The 19,873-nt window shown below is 77.2% G+C and carries 13 protein-coding genes; 3 read left to right on the top strand and 10 right to left on the bottom strand.

What is annotated here, in order from left to right:
• Positions 1 to 78: 78 nt before the first annotated feature.
• Both BM048_RS06920 and BM048_RS06915 read left to right on the top strand, forming a co-directional pair.
• Positions 79 to 1,455 carry a TrkH family potassium uptake protein gene (locus BM048_RS06920; protein ID WP_090031780.1) on the top strand — a complete coding sequence of 459 codons (1,377 nt, stop codon included), beginning with the start codon at positions 79 to 81 and terminating at the stop codon, positions 1,453 to 1,455.
• On the top strand, positions 1,448 to 2,152 hold the full coding sequence (locus tag BM048_RS06915) for a potassium channel family protein (protein ID WP_090031778.1): 705 nt from the start codon (positions 1,448 to 1,450) through the stop codon (positions 2,150 to 2,152). The genes BM048_RS06920 and BM048_RS06915 overlap by 8 nt, the downstream gene beginning before the upstream one ends.
• Positions 2,153 to 2,213: 61 nt before the next feature.
• Here the strand turns inward: BM048_RS06915 and BM048_RS06910 are convergent, their stop codons facing one another.
• From BM048_RS06910 to BM048_RS06875, 8 genes are all read right to left on the bottom strand, one after another.
• Entirely contained in the window at positions 2,214 to 2,756 is a 543-nt protein-coding gene (locus tag BM048_RS06910; RefSeq protein WP_139224354.1) for a hypothetical protein, read from the bottom strand.
• A gap of 314 nt (positions 2,757 to 3,070) precedes the next feature.
• Positions 3,071 to 4,579, bottom strand: a complete 1,509-nt coding sequence (araA, locus tag BM048_RS06905; protein ID WP_090031775.1) for an L-arabinose isomerase — start codon at positions 4,577 to 4,579, stop codon at positions 3,071 to 3,073.
• Positions 4,576 to 5,436, bottom strand: a complete 861-nt coding sequence (locus BM048_RS06900; RefSeq protein ID WP_090031774.1) for an L-ribulose-5-phosphate 4-epimerase — start codon at positions 5,434 to 5,436, stop codon at positions 4,576 to 4,578. The genes araA and BM048_RS06900 overlap by 4 nt, the downstream gene beginning before the upstream one ends.
• A gap of 41 nt (positions 5,437 to 5,477) precedes the next feature.
• Positions 5,478 to 7,097, bottom strand: a complete 1,620-nt coding sequence (locus BM048_RS06895; RefSeq protein ID WP_090031772.1) for a xylulokinase — start codon at positions 7,095 to 7,097, stop codon at positions 5,478 to 5,480.
• 525 nt (positions 7,098 to 7,622) lie between these two features.
• Positions 7,623 to 8,849: an ANTAR domain-containing protein gene (locus BM048_RS06890; protein WP_090031770.1), complete on the bottom strand. Its 1,227-nt coding sequence runs from the start codon at positions 8,847 to 8,849 to the stop codon at positions 7,623 to 7,625.
• A 159-nt stretch (positions 8,850 to 9,008) separates the two neighbouring features.
• A complete protein-coding gene (locus BM048_RS06885) occupies positions 9,009 to 10,031 on the bottom strand; it encodes a LacI family DNA-binding transcriptional regulator (protein ID WP_308439557.1) in 1,023 nt (340 codons plus the stop codon).
• Positions 10,032 to 10,036: 5 nt separating this feature from the next.
• Entirely contained in the window at positions 10,037 to 10,936 is a 900-nt protein-coding gene (proC, locus tag BM048_RS06880) for a pyrroline-5-carboxylate reductase (RefSeq protein WP_090031769.1), read from the bottom strand.
• Positions 10,937 to 11,005: 69 nt separating this feature from the next.
• Positions 11,006 to 12,037, bottom strand: a complete 1,032-nt coding sequence (locus BM048_RS06875) for a LysR family transcriptional regulator (protein WP_239079056.1) — start codon at positions 12,035 to 12,037, stop codon at positions 11,006 to 11,008.
• Between the two features lie 106 nt (positions 12,038 to 12,143).
• On the opposite strand from BM048_RS06875, the gene BM048_RS06870 reads away from it, so the two are divergent.
• A complete protein-coding gene (locus BM048_RS06870; RefSeq protein ID WP_090032089.1) occupies positions 12,144 to 13,238 on the top strand; it encodes a YeiH family protein in 1,095 nt (364 codons plus the stop codon).
• Between the two features lie 31 nt (positions 13,239 to 13,269).
• Here BM048_RS06870 and BM048_RS06865 read toward each other — a convergent pair whose 3' ends face one another.
• A complete protein-coding gene (locus BM048_RS06865; protein WP_090031767.1) occupies positions 13,270 to 14,844 on the bottom strand; it encodes a methyl-accepting chemotaxis protein in 1,575 nt (524 codons plus the stop codon).
• Between the two features lie 95 nt (positions 14,845 to 14,939).
• Complete coding sequence (locus tag BM048_RS17770; RefSeq protein WP_175499366.1) at positions 14,940 to 19,829, bottom strand: FtsK/SpoIIIE domain-containing protein; 4,890 nt, start codon at positions 19,827 to 19,829, stop codon at positions 14,940 to 14,942.
• Between the last annotated feature and the right edge of the window lie 44 nt (positions 19,830 to 19,873).

Here is a 19,873-nt window from a genome sequence, read left to right as displayed (position 1 = left end):
TCGCACGCGGGGGCCTGGCCGGTCAGGCAGGATGGCGCGGGGCGGCACGACCCGCGGACGACGAGGGCGGAGGAGCGGATGGCGGCGGGAGGCATCGCCCTGGCCCAGCGCGGGCGCGACCTCGTCGACCGCGCGGCGCGCCACTCCCCCGCGCGGCTGGCGATCGCGGTGTTCGCCGCCGTCATCGGCGTCGTGACGCTGGGGCTGTGGGGCCCGTGGGCGACGGTCAGCGGTGAGAGCCCGTCGTTCGTCGACGCGCTGTTCACCGCGACGTCCGCCACGACGGTGACCGGGCTCGTCGTCGTGCCGACGGGCGAGTACTGGTCAGGGATCGGGCTCGTGGTCATCCTCGTCGCCATCAAGGTCGGCGGGCTCGGGGTGATGACGCTGGCGTCCCTGCTCGGGGCGGCCGTGTCGCGGCGTATCGGGCTGACGCAGCGGCTGCTCGTCTCGTCGGAGACGAAGTTCACCCGGCTGGGCGAGGTCGGCTCGCTCGTGCGGACCGTCATCGTCACCTCGACGCTGCTCGAGGTGTCCATCGCGCTCGTGCTCTTCCCGCGGTTCGTCATCGACGGCGAGGGCGTGGGGCAGGCGGCGTGGCACGCGATCTTCTACGGCGTCTCCGCCTTCAACAACGCCGGGTTCGTGCCCACGGCCGAGGGGCTGGTGCCCTACGGCTCCGACTGGTGGGTCCTCATGCCCATCATCATCGGCGTCTTCATCGGCTCGCTGGGGTTCCCCGTCATCCTCGACGTCATGCGGCGGCTGCGCCGGCCGCGGCGCTGGACGCTGCACTCGAAGCTGACGATCACGACGAGCGCCGTGCTCGTGGTGTTCGGCGCGGTCGTCGTCGCCGCCTTCGAGTGGACCAACCCCGACACCTTCGCGCCGCTGGACGCCGACGGCACGTTCCTCGCCTCGCTCTTCGCGGGCGTCATGCCGCGATCGGGCGGGTTCTCGACGGTCGACGTCGGGGCCATGCACGAGGGCACCTGGCTGCTCATGGACGCCCTCATGTTCGTCGGCGGCGGGTCCGCCTCGACCGCTGGCGGCATCAAGGTCACGACGCTGGCCGTCATGCTCCTGGCCATCGTCGCCGAGGCGCGCGGGGACCGGGACGTCGAGGCCTACGGCCGCCGGATCCCCCGCGAGGCGCTGCAGGTCGCGATCGCCGTCTCGCTCGTGTCGGCGACGATCGTGCTGGTCGCCTCCCTGCTGCTGCTCGCCATGACGGGGTTCACCCTCGACATCGTGCTGTTCGAGGTGATCAGCGCGTTCGCCACGTGCGGGCTGTCGACGCAGGAGCCCGGCGGCTGGCCGGACCCGGCGAAGTACGTGCTCGCGGCGCTCATGTTCGTCGGCCGGACGGGCACGATGACCCTCGCGGCCGCCCTCGCCCTGCGCAGCCGCCGCCGCGTGATCCGCTACCCCGAGGAGAGGCCGATCATTGGTTGACAACGACCCGCTGAAGCCGCGCACCACGCGACGCGCGCCCGACTCCTCGAAGGACGCCGGCGTCCTCGTCATCGGGCTCGGGCGCTTCGGCTCGGCGATCGCCGACACGCTGGAGCGCCTGGGCCGCGACGTGCTCGGTGTCGAGCGGCAGCCGGAGCTCATCGCGCAGTGGGCGGGTCGCATCCCCCTGGTCGAGGCCGACGCGACCAACCCCGAGGCGCTCGAGCAGCTCGGCGCGCGGGACTTCCCGACGGCCGTCGTCGGCGTCGGCTCCTACCTGGAGGCGAGCGTGCTCATCACGGGCAACCTCGTCGACATCGGGGTGCCGCAGATCTGGGCGAAGGCGATCAGCGCCGAGCACGCGCGCATCCTGCAGCGCATCGGGGCGCACCACGTGGTGCTGCCCGAGGCGGACGCCGGCGCGCGCGTCGCGCACCTGGTCTCCGGGCGCATGCTCGACTACATCGAGGTGGAGGACGGCTTCACGATCGTCAAGATGCGTCCGCCGCAGGAGACGCAGGGCTTCACCATCGCGCAGTCGAAGATCCGGGAGCGCTACGGCGTGACCGTCATCGGTGTGAAGAGCCCGGGCATCGACTTCGTCTACGCGACGCCCGAGACGCGGATCTCCGCGAACGACCTGCTCATCGTCTCCGGCAACGCCGACCTGCTGGAGCGGTTCGCGGCGCGCCCCTGAGGCCGACGGCCGGCCGTGCCGACCCGTGCCGGCCCGCGACGCGGGGAGGGCCGGCGCCGGCTCAGGCCTGGGTCCGGAACGCCTGCACCGGCCCGTACGCCACGCCGCTGCGCGAGCTCGCGACGACGCGGAAGCTGTAGACGGTGTCGGGCAGCAAGCCGCTGAGCCGCACGCCCTGGCTCCCGGCCTTCGCGCTGCCCGGCACGGCCACCCCGCCGACGCGCGCGGACGCCCCGTCGCGACCCCACTCCACCCACGCGCGGGTGTCCATGCCGTGGGTCGTCACGTGCACCCCGACCGTGGCGGCCGTCCGGCCCACGCTGACGGAGCCGCTCACGTCGATGCCGGGTCGGCGCCGCACCGCCGCGTAGGCGGCGGCCGCCGCCTGCACGGCGACCTCGACCGCGTTCGGCGCGGTCTCGTCGTGCACGTCCTGCGCCGTGGCCGCGGCGGCGGCCGGCGACGAGACCGCGACGGGAGTGCCCGCCACAGCGGACCCCGTCGCGGCGACCGCGTCCGGCGTCGGCTCCGCCCACGTCCCGGCCGTCGTCGACGGGGCGACCGACGACGCGTCGGTCGCCCGCACCTCTCCGATCCTGTCCATGTCACCGTCCCTGCGTCCTGCGCGCTCCGCCGGCGCGTCCGTGCGCCGGGTCCCCGTCGCCGTCCGCCGGTGGTGCCGGGCAGGGGTGGGGGCAGCATCGAGGATGCCGGACCGGCGGCACGCGGACGGGTCCGGGGACCCGGGATAGCCCGTGCGGACCGCCCGGGTCCTCCCCGCGGGCGATGCCCGGGTGGGCCCGGTCACGCCCGGACGGACGACGCCGCCCGCCCGGGCAGGGGCGGACGGCGTCGGGGCGGACCGGTGCGGCGGTCCGCCGGGGGCGTGGCGGCGGTCCGGGACCGCCGCCGTCCCCGTCAGAGGGGCTGGGCGATCCGGTGGTAGACCGAGTTCCAGCGCACCGCGTCGCGGAAGCCGCGGCGGGTCGTCGCCTCGTCGATGACGAGGAGCTCGACGCCGGAGATGTCCGCGAACATCTCCCACGCCTCGATGCCCACGGCCGTCGTCATGGCGGTGTGGTGCGCGCCGCCGGCGGTCAGCCAGCACTCGGCGCTCGTCGGGAAGTCCGGGCGGGGCTTCCACACCGCACGGGCCACGGGCAGGTGCGGCAGCTCGGCCGTCGGCGGGACGACGTCGACGACGTTGGCCGTGAGGCGGAAGCGGTCGCGCATGTCGGACAGCGCGACGACGACGCCGGGGCCGGCGTCCGCGTCGAACACCATGCGGACCGGGTCCTCCTTGCCGCCGATGCCGAGCGGGTGGATCTCCACCCGCGGCTTCGCGGTGGTCAACGTGGGGCAGACCTCGAGCATGTGGGCGCCGAGGATGAGCTCCTGCCCCGGCGTGAGGTCGTACGTGTAGTCCTCCATGAGGGACGCGCCGCCGGGCAGGCCCTCGCCCATGACCTTCGCGGCCCGGACCAGCACCGCCGTCTTCCAGTCGCCCTCGGCGCCGAAGCCGTAGCCCTTGGCCATGAGCCGCTGGACGGCCAGGCCGGGGAGCTGGCGCAGGTCGCCGAGGTCCTCGAACGTCGTCGTGAAGGCCTTCGCCCCGACGGAGGTGAGGAAGCCCTCGAGCGCGAGCTCCTGCCGCGCCGCGTAGCGCAGCGACTCGTGCCGCTCGCCGCCCGCCCGCAGCTCGGGCACGACGTCGTAGAGCTCCTCGTACTCCGCGACGAGGGCGTCGACCGCCGCGTCGTCCACGGCCTCGACGGCCGCCACGAGCTCGTTCACGCCCCAGGTGTTGACCTGCACGCCGAAGCGGATCTCCGCCTCCGTCTTGTCGCCCTCGGTCACCGCGACGTAGCGCATGTTGTCGCCGAACCGGGCCAGCCGCAGGGAGCGCGTCGCCGCGACGCCGGCCGCCGCGCGCACCCAGGTGCCGACGCGCTGCTGGACCGCAGGGTTCGACGCGTGCCCGACGACGGTCGTCCGCGAGACGCCGAGGCGGGACAGGATGTAGCCGTACTCCCGGTCGCCGTGGGCGGCCTGGTTGAGGTTCATGAAGTCGAAGTCGATGGTGTCCCACGGCAGCTCGACGTTGGCCTGCGTGTGCAGGTGCAGCAGCGGCTTGCGCAGGGCGTCCATGCCCGTGATCCACATCTTCGCCGGGGAGAAGGTGTGCATCCAGGTGATGACGCCGAGGACGGCGTCGTCGGCGTTGGCCTCCAGCACCGCGCGGCGGATGGAGTCGCTGTCCTTGAGGACCGGCTTCCACACGATGCGCGCGGGGACGGCGCCGGCCTCGTCGAGCAGGCGCGCCACCTCGCCCGACTGCTCGGCGACCTGGCGGAGGGTCTCCTCGCCGTAGAGGTCCTGGCTGCCGGTGAGGAACCAGATCTCCCGGTCGGCGTAGGCCTTGCTCATCGTGCGTCCTCCGTGGTGTCGGTGCTGCTGGTGCTGCTGCTGGTGCTGCTGCTGGGGGTGACGTCGTCGGCCACGACCGTCAGCGGCGCGCGGACCGCGCCGCCCTGGCCGTAGACGTACTGGTAGCGCTCGTACAGGGAGTCGACCTGCTCGGCCGGGATGCGCGTCGGCTCGCCGAGCTGGCGCGAGATGTGCACCGTGCGGGCCACCTCCTCGACCATGACCGCCGCCTTGACGGCGTCCTTCGCGTCGCGTCCGATGGTGAACGGCCCGTGGTTGCGCATGAGCACCGCCCGTGAGCGGCCGCCGCCGAGCGTGGCGACGATGCCCTGGCCGATGGAGTCGTCGCCGATGAGGGCGAAGGGGCCGACGGGGATGTCGCCGCCGAACTCGTCGGCCATCATCGTCAGCACGCACGGGATGGGCTCCGCACGCGCGGCCCACGCCGTGGCGTAGGTGGAGTGCGTGTGCACGACGCCTCCGACCTCGGGCATGTGGGCGTAGGTGTACGCGTGCGCGGCGGTGTCCGACGAGGGGCTGCGGTCACCCTCGACGAGCGCGCCGGTGAGGTCGCAGACGACCATGGCCTCCGGCGTCAGCTCGTCGTAGGTCACGCCCGAGGGCTTGATCACCAGCAGGTCGCCCGACGCGTGCCGGATGCGCTGGCTGACGTTGCCGGCGGTCCAGACGACGAGCTCCCACCGGGGCAGCTCGGCGTGCAGGCGGGCGACGACCTCGCGGACGCGGGTCACCTCCGCGCGGAAGGCCTCGTCCCAGGTGGCGGGGTCGGTGCTGACGACGCCTGTCGTCGCGGTCGTGCTCTCCGTGGTGCTCACGGCGGTGGTCACGTCGGTCATCCTCGTCTCGTCGGGGACTGGGACTGGGATCCGGGCGCCGGTCACAGCGCCTGGGTGGCGGCGCGCTCGACGGCGAGGCCGGCGCGGTAGCGGTCGAGGAACGTCGCGAAGCCGGCCACGTCCGCCGGGTCCGGCTCGACGACGTCGGACGCGCCGTCGACGAACACCCGGTTGCGCAGGAACGTCGGCAGGTCGTCGGCGCCGGAGGCGAGGAAGGCCGCGAGCACGGCGATGCCCCACGGCCCGCCCTCCCCCGCGGCGCTGCCGACGGCGACCGGCGTGCCGATGGCGGCCGCCAGCAGGCGCTGCGCGACGCCGGCCGTGCGGAACATGCCGCCGTGCGCGTACATCGCGTCGAGCTCGACGCCCTCGTCGGCCAGCACCTGCATGCCCAGCGCGAGCGTGCCGAAGGCGCTGTAGACCTGCGTCCGCGCGAAGTTCGCGAGCGTGAGGCGGCTGTCGGGGGTGCGGACGACGAGCGGGCGACCCTCGTCCAGGCCCGTGACGGGCTCGCCCGACAGGTAGTTGTAGGCCAGGAGGCCGCCGCCGTCGGCGTCGCCGTCGAGGGCGGCGCGCAGGAGGGCGCCGAAGACGGCGTCGGGGTCCGCGCTCTGCCCGAGGGCCGTGGCGAACTGGCCGAAGACCTCCGCCCACGCCCCGAGCTCGCTGGCGCCGTTGTTGCAGTGCACCATCGCGACGAGGTCGCCCACGGGCGTGGTCACGAGGTCGATCTCGTGGTGCACGCCCGTCAGGGGCTCCTCGAGGACGGCCATCGCGAAGATCGACGTGCCCACGCTGACGTTGCCGGTCCGGCGGGCCACGGCGTTGGTGGCGACCATGCCGGTCCCCGCGTCGCCCTCCGGCGGGCACAGCGGGACGCCGGCCGTGAGCGTGCCGGTCGGGTCGAGCAGCCGCGCGCCCTCCTCCGTGAGGCGGCCCGCCTCCTGCCCGGCGACGAGCACCTCCGGCAGCAGGGCCGACAGGGTGAGCCCGGGCCGGCGCGCGGAGACGAGGGCGTCGACCTGCGCCAGCCGTGCGGCGTCGTACGTGCGCGTGGCGGGGTCGACCGGGAACACGCCCGACGCGTCGCCGACGCCGAGCACGTGCCGCCCGGTCAGGCGGCGGTGGACGTACCCGGCGAGGGTCGTGATGGAGGCGACCTCCGCGACGTGCGGCTCCTCGTCGAGCACCGCCTGGTACAGGTGCGCCACGGACCAGCGCAGCGGGATGTTGTAGCCGAGGACCTCGGTGAGCTCGGCGGCCGCCCGGCCCGTGCTCGTGTTCCGCCACGTGCGGAAGGGCACGAGCAGCTCGCCGGCGGCGTCGAAGGCCAGGTAGCCGTGCATCATCGCGGAGACGCCCAGCGCCGCGAAGGTCGTCGGGCGCACGCCGTGCTGCCGCTCGGCGTCGTCGAGCACGGCCGCCACGCACTCCTGCAGGCCGGCCCACACCGCGTCGAGCGAGTACGTCCACACCCGGTCGACGTACTGGTTCTCCCAGGAGTGGCTGCCGCTCGCGAGGGGGCGGCCGTCCGGGTCGACCAGGCTGGCCTTGATGCGGGTCGAGCCCAGCTCGATCCCGAGGGCGGCGCCGCCCGCGGCGATGACCGTGCCGGCGTCGGGGCGGCCTTCCGGGCCGCCGTCGGGGGTGGACGTGCTCATGCGGTCTCTCCATCGCGTCGTCGCGGCACGGCGTGCTCGTCGTTCGCTGCCATGTTAGCGCTCACACGGCATGCCGTGTCCAGCCGGCCGGCCCCTCTCACCCTCGCGCTCGGGGCGCGGACGCGTCTCTCCTGCCCCCACGCCCGGTGCGGTGGCGGATCGGTGCGGCGAAGAGCCGGCGCCTCCGCGACACGCCGCGCGACACGCCGCAGGAGAGCCGTCCGGCAGGAGGACGCCGCACCGGAGCGCCAGCTGCCGGACCGCGACCGGCCGTCCCACCCCTGGCCCGGGCCCCGGAGGCTGCCCGGGCGGTGCCCCGCCCGGCGACGGGTCAGCGGCAGGTGCAGCGCTGCTCGGCCGGCACCTGGGCCATGACGGCGTCGGCGTGCTCGCCGCACCCCGTCCAGGTGGTGCCGCCGCAGGTGGCGCAACGGATCGGGCTGCACATGGTGGTTCTCCCTCTGTCGACCGGCCCTCATCCTCTCCCACCCCGCCGGTGCGGGTCACGGCGGGGTGGGAGTGCGGCTACGCGCCCGTGCCGCCGGCGCCCCGCCGTGCGGGCAGGCTCGTGCCCGACGACGACCGCACGCCGGCGGCCACCGGCCCGCGGGGGCCGGACGGGCGCCCGGACGGCGCCGCGGCGTGACTCGCCTGCTCCACCATCTCGCGCGCCGGGTCGCGCAGCTTGACGTTCTTGTGCTGGCTCAGCGCGGACAGGAACGTGAACGCCTCATCGGGGGTGCCGCCGCGGTGCGCCATGACGATGCCCTTCGCCTGGTCGATCGTCGCGCGCGACACCAGCGCCTGGCGGAGCTGATCGGCCTGGGTGCGCAGCTCGGCGTGGAGGCGCAGCTGCTCCACGCCGGTGGTCGTGCCTGCCGCCATCACCTCGACGGCGTGCCGGTGCCCCCCGTGGAAGACGCCGCCGTCCGCCCCGTAGACGTTGACGCCGCCGATGGCCCGCCCCTCGTCGAGCAGGGGGCTGGAGACGACCGGAACCGCGCCACCGGCCCGGGCGGCCCGCACGAGGCGTGGCCAGCGCGCGTCCGTGAGGACGTCCGCGCTCACGACCGTCCTGCTCGTGTCGCCGGACTCGACGCACGGACCCTCGCCCGCCCGGATCTGCCACCCGTCGAGCTCCGCGGCGCGCCGCGACGTCGAGGCCACCTCGGTCGGCTCCGCCGCGGAGCCGAGCTGCACGCTGACGGCCGTCGCGCCCGGGACCGTCCGCAGCACGACGTCGACGAAGGCCCCGAGGGCGGCGTGGAGCTCCGCGTGGTGCACCGGCACCGCCGCGAGCTCCAGCACGCCGGTGGTCAGCCCGGGCACCGCGACGACGGCGACGGGCCCGTCGGTGGGGACGGCGGCGGAGGCGACGGTGCCGGCAGGTGCACCGGCTCGCTCGTCGAGCAGCTCCTCCAGACCCATGACCGTGGCCACGACACGGGCCGTCCCGCTCGCGCCGCGCACCCTGAGCTCGCCGCCCCGCTCCACCACCAGGTCCCGCGCCGTGGCCAGCGCCCGCATCCCGGCCACGTCGACGTACCCGACCCCGGTCAGGTCCACCACGACGTCCACCCCGGGACGGGAGGCGACCAGGCCGGCCAACCCCACGAGGAAGGGACCGCCCTGCCGGTCGAGCTCCCCGGACGGAGCGACGACGACGGGGTGCGCACCTCCGACGGTGCAGACGAGGTCCGGGCCGGCTCCGGGGGACAGGGCGCCGAGGTGCAGGAGGTCGTCGAGGGACATGGCTCTTCCTTCTGAAGAGAGTGCGGGCCCTCGCCGGGTCGGCTGCTGCAGAAGGAGGCGGGGGCTTCGGGCCGCGTCGCTGCTGCAGTCCGGAGGCTGTTCCCTCAACCTGAGAACCACCTTACAGCGCGGAGCGGTCTTTCACCCCGGGGGGCGACATCAGGTCGCGCTCGACGCCCTGATCACGAGCTGCGGCGTGAGCACCCTGTCGCCCGGGTCGCCGCCGGCGAGGACCGAGGTGAGGGAGTCGACCGCCGCGCGGCCGAGGGCGGCGAAGTCCTGGCGGACCGTCGTCAGCGGTGGGCTGTAGAAGGCGGCGCCGGGCTCGTCGTCGAACCCGACGACCGCGACGTCGTCCGGCACCCGCACGCCGGCCTCCGACAGCGCCCGCAGCAGGCCGAGCGCGAGCTGGTCGTTGGCCGCGAACACGGCCGGCGGCAGGCCCTCGTCGAGCAGGCGCCGGCCCGCGGCGTACCCGTCCGCGGCGTCCCAGCCGGCACCGATCGGCGTACGGGCCGGCACCCCGGCGGCCTCGCACGCGTCCCGCCAGCCGGCGACGCGGTCACGGGCGTCGAACCAGTCCTGCGGGCCGGCGACGTGCACCACCTCCGCGCGACCGTGCGCGAGCAGGTGCTCGGTGGCCAGACGGGCGCCGGCGCGCTGGCCGACCGCCACCGCGTGCACCCCCTCGGGCCGCGGCCCCTCCGTGTAGGACGAGACGAGGACCACGGGGACAGTGGCGCGCAGCCCGGACAGCACGTCGGCGACCTGGGTCGTCGGGGCGACGACCGCCACGCCCTCGACGCCGATCTCCAGCAGCCGCTCCAGCGCGTGGCCGACCGCGGCCTCGTCGCCCTGCCGCAGGGTGGCCACCGTGACGACGAAACCGGCCGCGCGGGCCGCGTCCTCCAGCTCCAGCAGGGTGCTGGTGGGCCCGTAGTGCGTGCCGCCGATGGTGATCGCGCCGAGCACGCCCGAGCGGCGGGTCACCAGCGCACGGGCGGCGCTGTTGCGGCGGTAGCCCAGCGCGGCGATGGCCGCCTGGACGCGCTCGCGCGTGTCCGGCAGGACGCTCGGGTGCTCGTTGACGACGCGGGAGACGGTCTGGTGGGACACGCCCGCGAGCGCGGCCACGTCGGCCATCGAGGGCGCGTGCACGGGCGCCGGGCCCTCGGTGGCCACGCGGCTCAGGCCCCGTACGCCGCGCCGAGCGCGCGGGACCGGTCGCGCGCGGCTTCGGCGGCGGCCAGGACACCGGCGCGGACGCCGTGCACGTCGAGCTGCCGGACGGCCGCGACGGTGGTGCCGCCCGGCGACGAGACGCGCTCGCGCAGGACGACGGGGTGGTCGCCGGACTCGCGCACGAGCGCCGCCGACCCCTCGACCGTCGCGACCGCCAGCCGCGTGGCCAGGTCGCGCGGCAGGCCGAGCAGGACCCCCGCCTCCGCCATCGCGTCGATCACGTAGAACGCATACGCCGGCCCGGAGCCCGAGATGGCCGTCACGGCGTCGAGGTCCTTCTCCGCCACGCGCACGACGAGGCCCGTCGCCGCGAGCAGGCGCTCCGCGAGGGCCAGGTGCCTCTCCCCCGCGGCCGTGCCCGCGGCGATCGCGCTGGCGCCGCGGCCGATGAGCGCCGGGGTGTTGGGCATGACGCGGACGACGGGGGTGCCGGCCGGCAGCCGGCTCTCGTAGGCCGCGAGCGGGACGCCCGCGGCGACGCTGACGACGAGCGCGCCGGGTGCCAGGTGCGGGGCGATCTCGTCGAGCACGGGTGCCACGACGTCGGGCTTGACGGCCAGGAGCACGACGGCCGCGTCCGTCACGGCCGCGACGTTGTCCGCCGTGCCCTGCACGCCGTGGGCGGCGACGAGCTCCGCGACGCGCGCGGCGGAGCGCTCGGCGACCCGGACGTCGCCCGGCGCGAGGCCGCCTGCGAGCACCGCCCCGACGAGGGTGGCGCCCATGACGCCGCCGCCCACGACGGCCACCGGCCCGGGCGCGGCGGCGGACGGTCCCGCGTCCGGGGTCGTGCCGGCGCCCGCGGTCGTGCCCGCCTCCGGCGTCGCGCTCTCGTCCTGCGTCATGACAGCCTCCCGTGCTCGTCGGTCGCGGAGCCTACCGGCGGCCCGGTGCCTGGCCGGCAGGCGGCTGCGTCACCGGCGGGCGATGGCCAGCAGGTCCTGCGCCGGGCCGCGCGGCCGGCGGCCGGACGGCCAGACCGCGCGCAGCCGGCGCTCGAGGGCGACGCCCTCCACGGGGACCGCGACGAGCCGGCCGGCGGCGACGTCGTCACCCACGGCCAGCTCGCTCAGCACGGCCGGCCCGGCGCCGGCCTCGACGGCGGACCGCACGCCGGTGCTCGTCGAGAGCTCCAGCACGGGCGGCGCCTGGGCGGTCCCCGGGCCGAGCGCGGCCGCCAGGGCGCCCGCCAGCGCGGCCCGCGTGCCCGACGTCGGCTCCCGCTGCACCAGGCGCGTCGCCGCGAGCTCGGCCGCGTCCACAGGACGGCCCCGGCGCGCCCTCCTCGCCCAGGCGTGACCCGGCGGGACGACGAGGACGAGGTGGTCGGTGCGCACCGTGCGGGCCTCGAGCCCGTCCGGCGTCCCGGGCCCCTCGACGAACCCGAGGTCGGCCTCGCCCGCCAGCACCCGCCGCGCGACCTCCGTCGAGTTCACCGCCGCCAGGGTGACCGCCGTCCCGGGACGGTCGGCCGCCAGGCGCACGAGCCAGCCGGGCAGCAGGTGCTCGGCCACCGTGAGGCTCGCCGCCACCCGCAGCCGCCCCTCGCCCTCCTCGCGCAGCGCCGCGACGGACGTCTCGAGGTGCGCCGCCGCCGCCAGCAGCGGCTGCGCCCACTCGGCGACGAGTGCGCCGGCGGGGGTGAGCGTCGACCCGCGCCGCCCGCGCGCGACGAGGGGCACGCCGAGGAGCCGCTCCATCGCGCGGACCCGGGCGCTCACCGCGGGCTGGCCCAGGCCGTGCGCGGCGGCGGCGCGGCCGAGGCTGCCGGTCGCCGCGATCCGCAGGAGGAGGTGCAGCGAGTCCAGGTCCGGCAGGCGCGGGGACGGCGCCGGCGGGAGCGTTGTTGGGTCGGGCGCGGGCGCGTCGTCGCGGTCCGGCCGTGCGTCGTCGGCACCTCCGGACGCACCGGCGGTGCCCGACGGCGGCTGCCTGTCCTGCGTCACCACGGCACGGTAGCGCCGCCGCCCGCCGGAGTCATCGATGCCGTCGATGACCTCATCACCCCCGGGCCGCTACCGGCCGGACCCGAGCCGGCCGACCGTGGACCCCATGCTCCTGCCGCTGGCCCCGCCCGCCGCCCGTCCGGCGACGACGACCCCGCGGCCGTCCCGCAGCCGGCTCGCGCGGCTGCGCGGCACCGTCCCCGGGCTGGCCGTCGTCGCCGGCGTCGCCGCGGCCGCCCTCCTCGCGGCCCGGGCCGTACCGGGCGTCCAGGCGTCGACGGCCGCGGTCGCCCTCGGCGCCGGGCTCGCGGCCACCGGTCTGCACCGGCCGGTCCTGCACGCGGGGACCCGGTGGGCCGGGCACGGCCTGGTCCGGCTCGCGGTGGTGCTGCTCGGGCTGCAGACGGGGGCGGGGACGCTCGCGGTGCTGGGCGTCGGCGGTGCGGTGGTCGTGCTCGTCACCGTGACGACCACCTTCGTCGGGACGCGGCTGGTCGGGCGGCTGCTGCGGGTGCCGGCGCCGCAGGCGCTGCTCGTGGCGACCGGGTTCTCCATCTGCGGTGCGTCCGCCGTCGCCGGCGTGCGGGACGTCGCCGGGGCGCACGACGAGGACGCGGCCGTCGCGGTCGCCCTCGTGACGCTGTGCGGGACGATCGCGATCGTGGCGCTGCCGCTCCTGCGCGAGCCGCTGGGACTGGACCCGGCGGCGTTCGGGGCCTGGGTCGGCGCGAGCGTGCAGGACGTCGGCCAGGTCGTGGCGACCGCGCACCGGGTGGAGGGCGCCGATCGCGCCGCGGTCGTCGTCAAGCTCGCGCGGGTCGTGCTGCTCGCGCCGCTCGTGGCGCTCGTCGCCCTGGAGGGGCGACGAGGCCGCCACCCCGCTGCCGCCGCCCCCGCCGACGCCCCTGCCGACGCCCCTGCCGACGGGCACGTGCGACGGCGGCCGCCGCTCGTGCCGGCCTTCGTCGTGGCGTTCCTCGTCACCGCCGCGCTGTCCGGGGCCGGGGTCGTGCCCGTCCCGGTGCTGGCGGCCGCGGCCGACGCGCAGGGCGTCGTCGTCGTGGCGGCCCTCGTCGGGCTGGGCACGGGCATCACGCCCGCCGTGCTGCGTCGTGCCGTCGGCCGGCCGCTGCTGCTCGGGCTGACGGCGTGGGTCCTCGTCGCAGGGACGGCGTGGGCGGGGGTCCGCCTCGTCGGCTGACCCCCGCCCCGTCCCGCGCGGCCGGTCGGCGCTACGCCTGCCGGACCGACTCCTGCAGGGCCCCCGACGTCGCCAGCAGCTCCTGCGCCGCCTGCCGCACGCCGTCCAGCTCGGCGGTGGTGCGCTCGGAGGCGCGGCCGACCTCGTCGATGGTCGCGGCGATCTCGCGGCCGCCCTCCGCCGCGAACGCGACGCTGGAGGCCATCGCCGTCGTCGTGGCGGTCTGCTCCTCCACGGCCCCGGCGATCGTCACCTGGTAGTCGTTGATGGACGTGATGATCTCGCCGATGTGCGTGATCTCGGCGGCGGCCTGGGCGGCGGCGGTCTGGATGGCCTCCACCCGCACGGCGATGTCCCCGGTGGCCCGCGCCGTCTCCTGCGCGAGCTCCTTGACCTCCCCCGCCACGACCGCGAAGCCCTTGCCGGCCTCCCCGGCGCGCGCGGCCTCGATGGTCGCGTTGAGGGCCAGCAGGTTCGTCTGCTCGGCGATGGAGGTGATGACCTTGACGACCGTCCCGATCTCGCCCGAGGACTCGGCGAGCAGCGAGACGGTGCGGTTCGTCGTGCGAGCGACCTCCACGGCCTCGCCGGCGACGCGCGCCGCCGCCTGGGCGTTCGTGGCGATCTCCGTGATGGAGGCGCCCATCTCGTCCGTCCCGGACGCCACCGTGCCGATCCCCGTGCTCACGTCGGCCGCCACCGCGACGCCCGCGGCGGCGTGCTCCCGCGTGCGCTCGGCCTCCGCCGCGACGGCGTCGCTGCTGGCGACGAGCTGCTGGGCCGCCGCCTGCAGCCGGCCGACGGCGCCCTGCACGCGGTCGGCGACGTCGGCGGACCGGTCGAGGGACGCGTTCACCGCGCCGGCGAGGGCCTCGAGCTCGGTGCGGCCCGCGCCCGCCGGCAGGCGGGTGGCGAGGTCGCCGCTGCGCAGGACGCGCGTCATCTCCTGCACCGGCCGGACGACCGACCGGGCGACGACGAGCGCGAGCGCCCCCACCACGAGGACGACGACGAGGCCGGCCAGGCCCAGCCGCACGACCTGCGCGGTGGCGGCCGCGTGCACGTCGTCGACGTAGGTGCCGGACCCGACGACCCAGCCCCAGGGCTCGTAGCCCGCGACGTAGGACACCTTCGGCTGGGGGGCCTCGGAGTCCGGGCGCGGCCACTGGTAGGCGACGAAGCCGGCGCCGTCGGCCTCGACCACGCGCACGAACTCCTCGAACAGGTGCAGCCCGTCGGGGTCGGCGACGTCCGAGAGGTCGGTGCCGTCGAGCTCGGGCTTGATCGGGTGCACCACCATCGTCGGGCCGAGGTCGTTGATCCAGAAGTACTCGTCGCCGTCGTAGCGCAGCGTGCGCACCACCGCGATCGCCGCGGCCTGGGCCTCCTCGCGGGTGAGGCGGCCTGCGGCCTCCTCCTCGCCGTAGTGGGCGACGACGCCGAGCACCGTCTGCACGACGTCACGCGTGGCGGCCTGGCGCGCGCCCATCGCGGCCGAGGACGCCTGCACGGCGGCGACGGCGGTCAGCGCCAGCACGCCGACGGCGAAGGCGGCGACGAGGAGCACGAGACGGGCGGTGAGGGACCGCGGGACGAGGCGGCGCATGAGGGTCTCCGGTGACGCGGTGGGTGCGCCCGGGCTGCTCCGGCACGCAGACGGGACCATCGACCCATGTCGGCCCCTGTTGAGGATGCCGGGGCTCACCGGTGCGACGGGAGCCCGGGCAGCACGACCTGCACGCGCCGCACGCGCCCCGCCTCGACGAGGAGCCCGCGCCCGGGCGGCTGCTCGCCGACGGCCCGCGGACCGGGGGCGGTGCGGAACAGGCCCTCGGCGTCACCGGGCTGAGGGTGCAGCAGCAGTCCTCGCCGGCCGGACCGGAGCTCCGCGAGCAGCGGCCAGCCCGCCGACCACGCGGACGTCTCCGCCTCCCCGACGACGAGGCCGCCACCGCGCCGCACGGCCCGCACGAGCTCCGTCAGCGGCGCGTCGGCCGCCGTGCCCAGCAGGTCAGCGACGCCCTCGACCACGACGACGAGCGGCGCACCGGACCCGTCCGGGGTGTCGGCAGCACCGGCCGCGAGATCCACGAGGAGCGCCCGGGCGAGTGCTGCCGCCGCCTCGGGGTCGATGGTGCGGGCCGACCAGGGACCGGCGGCGCCGACGTCCGTCCGGCCGTGTGCGACGTGGACGAGGCGGGCGTCCGGCACGGCGTGCGCGACGGCCTCCGCCAGGGCGAGCAGGGCCGTGCTCCGTCCGCTCCCGCTGGGCCCGGCGACGACGAGGGTGCCCGTCGGCGCGAGGCCGACCGGCGCCAGCGTGTCGTCCGCCAGCGCCATCACGGGCAGGCCGTCGACCGTCCTCGGCAGGTCGGACGCGGGCACGACGGACGGCAGGCACCCGACCGGTGCCGTCACGCGGGCGCCGCTGCCACGGAGGCGGGCGGCCGCGGCCAGCACCGCCGCGGCCTGGGCAGCGGCATCGGGCACCACGACGGGACCGGCGTCCGTGCAGGGGTCGGTGCCGGCGTCGGTGCCGGCGTCGGTGCCGGCGTCGGTGCCGGGGTCGGTGCCGGGGTCGTTGTGGGAGTCGGTGCCGGCGTCGGTGCCGGGCGTCCGCGGCGTCCTCGGCGCGGCGTCCCCGACAGGGGTGAGCACCGGCCGCAGGCACGGCACCGCGAGCTGCACCTCCTCCGCGGCACCGGCGAGCACCGCGCGCCCGGGCGACGCGTCGGGTCCGAGCACGTCCCGCGGGACGCCGAGCTGCAGGTAGGCGCCCTCGTCGGCCTGCCGGAGCACCACGCGCGCAGGGATCCCGGCGCCCAGCACCGACGGCAGCGCCGCGGGTCGCTCACCCGTCAGCACGACGTGCACGCCGAGCGCACGACCCTCCGCCACCAGCCGCACGAGCGCGGCCCAGACCCCCGTCCGGGCGAGGTCGGCCTCGTACGCGTCGCGCACCGCGCCGATCCCGTCGACGAGCAGGAGCACCCGCGGCTCGTCGGGACGACCCGCCAGACGGCGGTACTCCGGCAGGGACCCGGCGTGCACCGCCCCGAACCGGGTCGCGCGGTCGTCGAGCAGCGACGTCAGCGTGCGCAGCAGCCGGGCCGTGCGCTCGGTGTCGGCGGGCTCGAGGACGGAGCCGACCGCCGGCAGCTGCGCGAGCACCGCGAGACCGCCGCCGCCGTGGTCGAGGACGTGCACCTCGACCGGGTCCGCCGCGGTGGCCGCGCCGAGGGCGATCGTCCGCAGCGCGGTCGTGCGGCCGCTGCCGCCGGCCCCGAGGACGGCGAGGTGCCCGTGCTCGTCGGGCCGGAACGCCACCGCGTGCTGGCGCTGCTCGGCGGGGGCGTCGAGCAGGCCGAGGGGCAGCGCGTCGCTCCCGTGCCCGCCGTCGGTGTCCAGCGGCACGACCGCCGGGAGGGCCGGCAGCCACGGCCGGCGGGGAGCGGGGACGGCCGCCGCCACGGCGGCGGCGCGGATCGTCGCGACGAGCCGCGCGGCGTCCGACGGGCCACCGGTCGGAGCACCGGTCGGAACACCGGTCGGAGCAGCGGTCGCGGCACCGGTCGCGGCGGTGCGACCTCGACCGGGACCGCCCCCGGTCACCGGCTCGTCCTCGCCCGCAGCCGTCGCCTCCGCCTCCGTCGCCTCCGCCTCCGTCGCCTCCTCCGCGGCACCACCGTGGAGCGGCAGCGGGTGCACGCGCACGACCGGGGCCAGCCCGCCGTCGGCCGAACCGCTGACGGACCCCGTCTGGAACACCGCGACCCGTCCCGGCCCGGTGCGGACGGCCGCACGGCCCGGGGTCGCCGGGTCCACGTGCGCCGCCAGCGGCACGCCCAGGACGTCCGTGGAGTCGTGCTCGTCGGCCATCCGCAGCGCCACGCGCAGGCCCGTGTTCGCGCGGATCGCGTCCGTCACCACGCCGGCCGGACGCTGCGTGGCGAGGACGAGGTGCAGCCCGAGCGAGCGCCCGCGCTGCGCCACGTCGACGACCCCCTCGACGAACGCCGGCACCTCGCGGGCGAGGGCGGCGAACTCGTCGACCACCACGACGAGGGAGGGCGGGGCCTCCGGGTGCCCCCGCCGCTCCAGCGTGACGAGGTCCGGCGCCCCGAGGCGCGCCAGGAGACGCTCGCGGTGCCGCAGCTCGGCGCGCAGGGACGTCAGGGCGCGGTGCACGAGGTGCCCGGACAGATCCGTGACCAGCCCGACGGTGTGCGGCAGGTCGACGCAGTCGGCGAACGCCGCGCCGCCCTTGTAGTCCACGAGCAGGAACGTCACCCGGTCCGGCGCGTAGGACGCCGCCAGCGACAGCACCCACGCCTGCAGCAGCTCGGACTTGCCGGCGCCCGTCGTGCCGGCCACCAGCGCGTGCGGCCCCTGCGCGCGCAGGTCGAGGACGAGCGGCCCGTCGGCGCCCTGCCCGACGACGGCCCGCAGCCCCGCGTCGGCGCCGGCCGATCCCCGCGCCGATCCCCGCGCCGGTCCCCGCGCCGAACCCTGCGCCGGACCCCGCGCAAGACCCTGCGCCGTGGCCCCCGCCGTGTCGACGGCCGCACGGCGCTCGACCAGCGACCCCGACTGGCGCCAGCGCGCGACGACCGCCCCGGGTGCGACCGCGACCGCCGGACCGAGCAGCGTGGTGAGGGCGACCCCCGCGGGCACCTCGCCACCGCCCGGTCCCGGCGCCCCCGCGTCCCGGACGCCGCACAGCACGCGCGCGAGGTCCTCGGCCACCACGTGGGGCAGGCCCTCCGCGTCGAGGGCCGCCCACGTCCCCTCGTCGGCGCGGCCGAGACGCGCCGACCACGCCGACGTGCCGGCCGTCCCACCGGTGGCACCGCCCATGGGTGCCGTCACCTCGAGGAAGGCCCGGCACGCAGCGGGCAGCTCGGGTGCACGGTCGGCGGCCCACACGAGGTGGACGCCGACGGCCGGCCCCGCCTCGGCCAGGGCGACGAGCGCGCCGCGGTCCACCGGCACGGCGTCCTCGACCACGACGAGGACCGCCGGGGGGCGTCCGGCGTCCGCCGCGGCACCGGTGCGCCACGCACCGCGGGTGGGCAGGGCCGCGCGGCGCTCGACGAGCTCCTCGAGCCGGACGAGGAGGGCGGCGCACCCCGCAGGCCCGACCGCCAGCCGTGGTCCGGCCGGGGTGGCCGTCGTGGCGACGTCGGCCGGGGCGGCGTGCGGCAACCAGGCGAGCCAGCGCCAGTCCGCTGCGCGCGACCCCGGGACGAGGGCCGCGACGAGGAGGTCCTCGGGCGCGTGCAGCGCGACCGCCTGGGCGACCAGGGCGCGCGCGACGTCCCGGCCGCCGTCCTGGGCGACACCGACGTGGCCGCACCGACCGAGGTCCACCTCGTGCGCCAGGCGCGGCAGGAGCCGGAGGGCGTCCACCGCGGCGTCGCGAGCCGCGGCGGCGGCGGCGTGCGGCGCCGAGGAGATCGCCGTCGATACGGTCGCCGCCACCGCTCGCACCGTCACGCACGACGGCGCGGGCCCGGTCCCCGCCCGCAGCACCGGCCCGCCGCCGGCGCCCGCCCGGCGGCACCACAGCAGCGGCCCTCGCGACCGCGCGTCCGCGACGAGCGCCACCAGCGGGGGCAGCTCCTCCTCCCGCACGGCCACCTCGTCCGTCTGCAGCGCGCGGGCCCGGGCGACGACGGCCTCCAGCGCCGCGTGGAAGGCGGCCAGCGCGACGCGGGTCGCCCGGCGCTCGCCCGCGCGCCGCTCCCACCACGCGCCGACCGCCAGCACCGGGCTCAGCGCCACGAGGACGAGCGTCAGCGCGGCGTGCGTCGCCAGCCACAGCGCCCCGCCGAGCACCACCGGCGCGGCGACCGTGAGCCAGGGGAACCGGCCGGGCACGGTCGGCTCGGGCACCGGCGGGAGGTCGAGCTCCTGCGGCGCGAACCGCGGGACGACCCGCGGCGCGCGGTTGAAGGGCTCGCCGCGGCTCCCGCCGACGGCGGCGTCGCCGGCAGCTCCCGTCGCGACCGGCTCCACGACGAGCACCGTGTCCCCCAGGACGGCGGGCTCCCCGGGTGCGAGGACCGCGCGGGCCACGCGTCCCCCGGCGACGACGACGCCGCCCACGGTGCCCTCGTCGACGACCTCGAGCCGGCGCCCGACCACGAGGCGCGCGTGCCGTCCCGCCACCCGCGGGTCGTGCAGCCGGACCGCGCTGCCGGCGTCCGTCCCGATCGACGCGGACCCGACGGGCAGCGGCACGACGAGGCCCGCGTCCACCCCGGCCAGCACCCGCAGCACGGCGGCCACGGGCTCGCCGTCGGCCGGCAGCGGCACGTCCTCGACCCGGACGTCGTCGCCGGGCACGAGGACCCCGTCCGCGAGCACCGCCGCCGGCGCCAGCCGCTGCCAGGACCGGCCCCCGGGCGGCCGGACGAGCAGCGTCGGCACCGTGCGACCGGTGCGGCCGCTGCGACCACCGGTGCGGCGCCCCCGCCGCGGCGCCACCGCCCGCGCGACCTGCGTCACCGTCGCCCGCCCGTCGGCCACGACGAGCACGCCCCGCGGAGCGGCCCCGTCGTCGTGCAGCAGCACCGGTGCGCGCACCACGTCCCCCGTCCCCGGGGCGGTGCCCGGCCGTCCACCGGCCGCGG

Origin of the sequence: Cellulomonas marina, assembly GCF_900111925.1 — a bacterium.
GTDB lineage: Bacteria > Actinomycetota > Actinomycetes > Actinomycetales > Cellulomonadaceae > Cellulomonas > Cellulomonas marina.
The sequence above is the reverse complement of the archived record's forward strand: the minus strand, read 5'-3'. Positions and strand labels throughout refer to the sequence as shown.

What these genes read in the sequence shown, in the direction of transcription:
- BM048_RS06920 (WP_090031780.1), top strand. Translation starts at nt 79, where the DNA reads ATGGCGGCGGGAGGCATCGCCCTGGCCCAGCGCGGGCGCGACCTCGTC.
- BM048_RS06910 (WP_139224354.1), bottom strand. Translation starts at nt 2,756, where the DNA reads ATGGACAGGATCGGAGAGGTGCGGGCGACCGACGCGTCGTCGGTCGCC.
- araA (WP_090031775.1), bottom strand. Translation starts at nt 4,579, where the DNA reads ATGAGCAAGGCCTACGCCGACCGGGAGATCTGGTTCCTCACCGGCAGC.
- BM048_RS06900 (WP_090031774.1), bottom strand. Translation starts at nt 5,436, where the DNA reads ATGACCGACGTGACCACCGCCGTGAGCACCACGGAGAGCACGACCGCG.
- BM048_RS06895 (WP_090031772.1), bottom strand. Translation starts at nt 7,097, where the DNA reads ATGAGCACGTCCACCCCCGACGGCGGCCCGGAAGGCCGCCCCGACGCC.
- BM048_RS06890 (WP_090031770.1), bottom strand. Translation starts at nt 8,849, where the DNA reads ATGTCCCTCGACGACCTCCTGCACCTCGGCGCCCTGTCCCCCGGAGCC.
- proC (WP_090031769.1), bottom strand. Translation starts at nt 10,936, where the DNA reads ATGACGCAGGACGAGAGCGCGACGCCGGAGGCGGGCACGACCGCGGGC.
- BM048_RS06870 (WP_090032089.1), top strand. Translation starts at nt 12,144, where the DNA reads ATGCTCCTGCCGCTGGCCCCGCCCGCCGCCCGTCCGGCGACGACGACC.
- BM048_RS06865 (WP_090031767.1), bottom strand. Translation starts at nt 14,844, where the DNA reads ATGCGCCGCCTCGTCCCGCGGTCCCTCACCGCCCGTCTCGTGCTCCTC.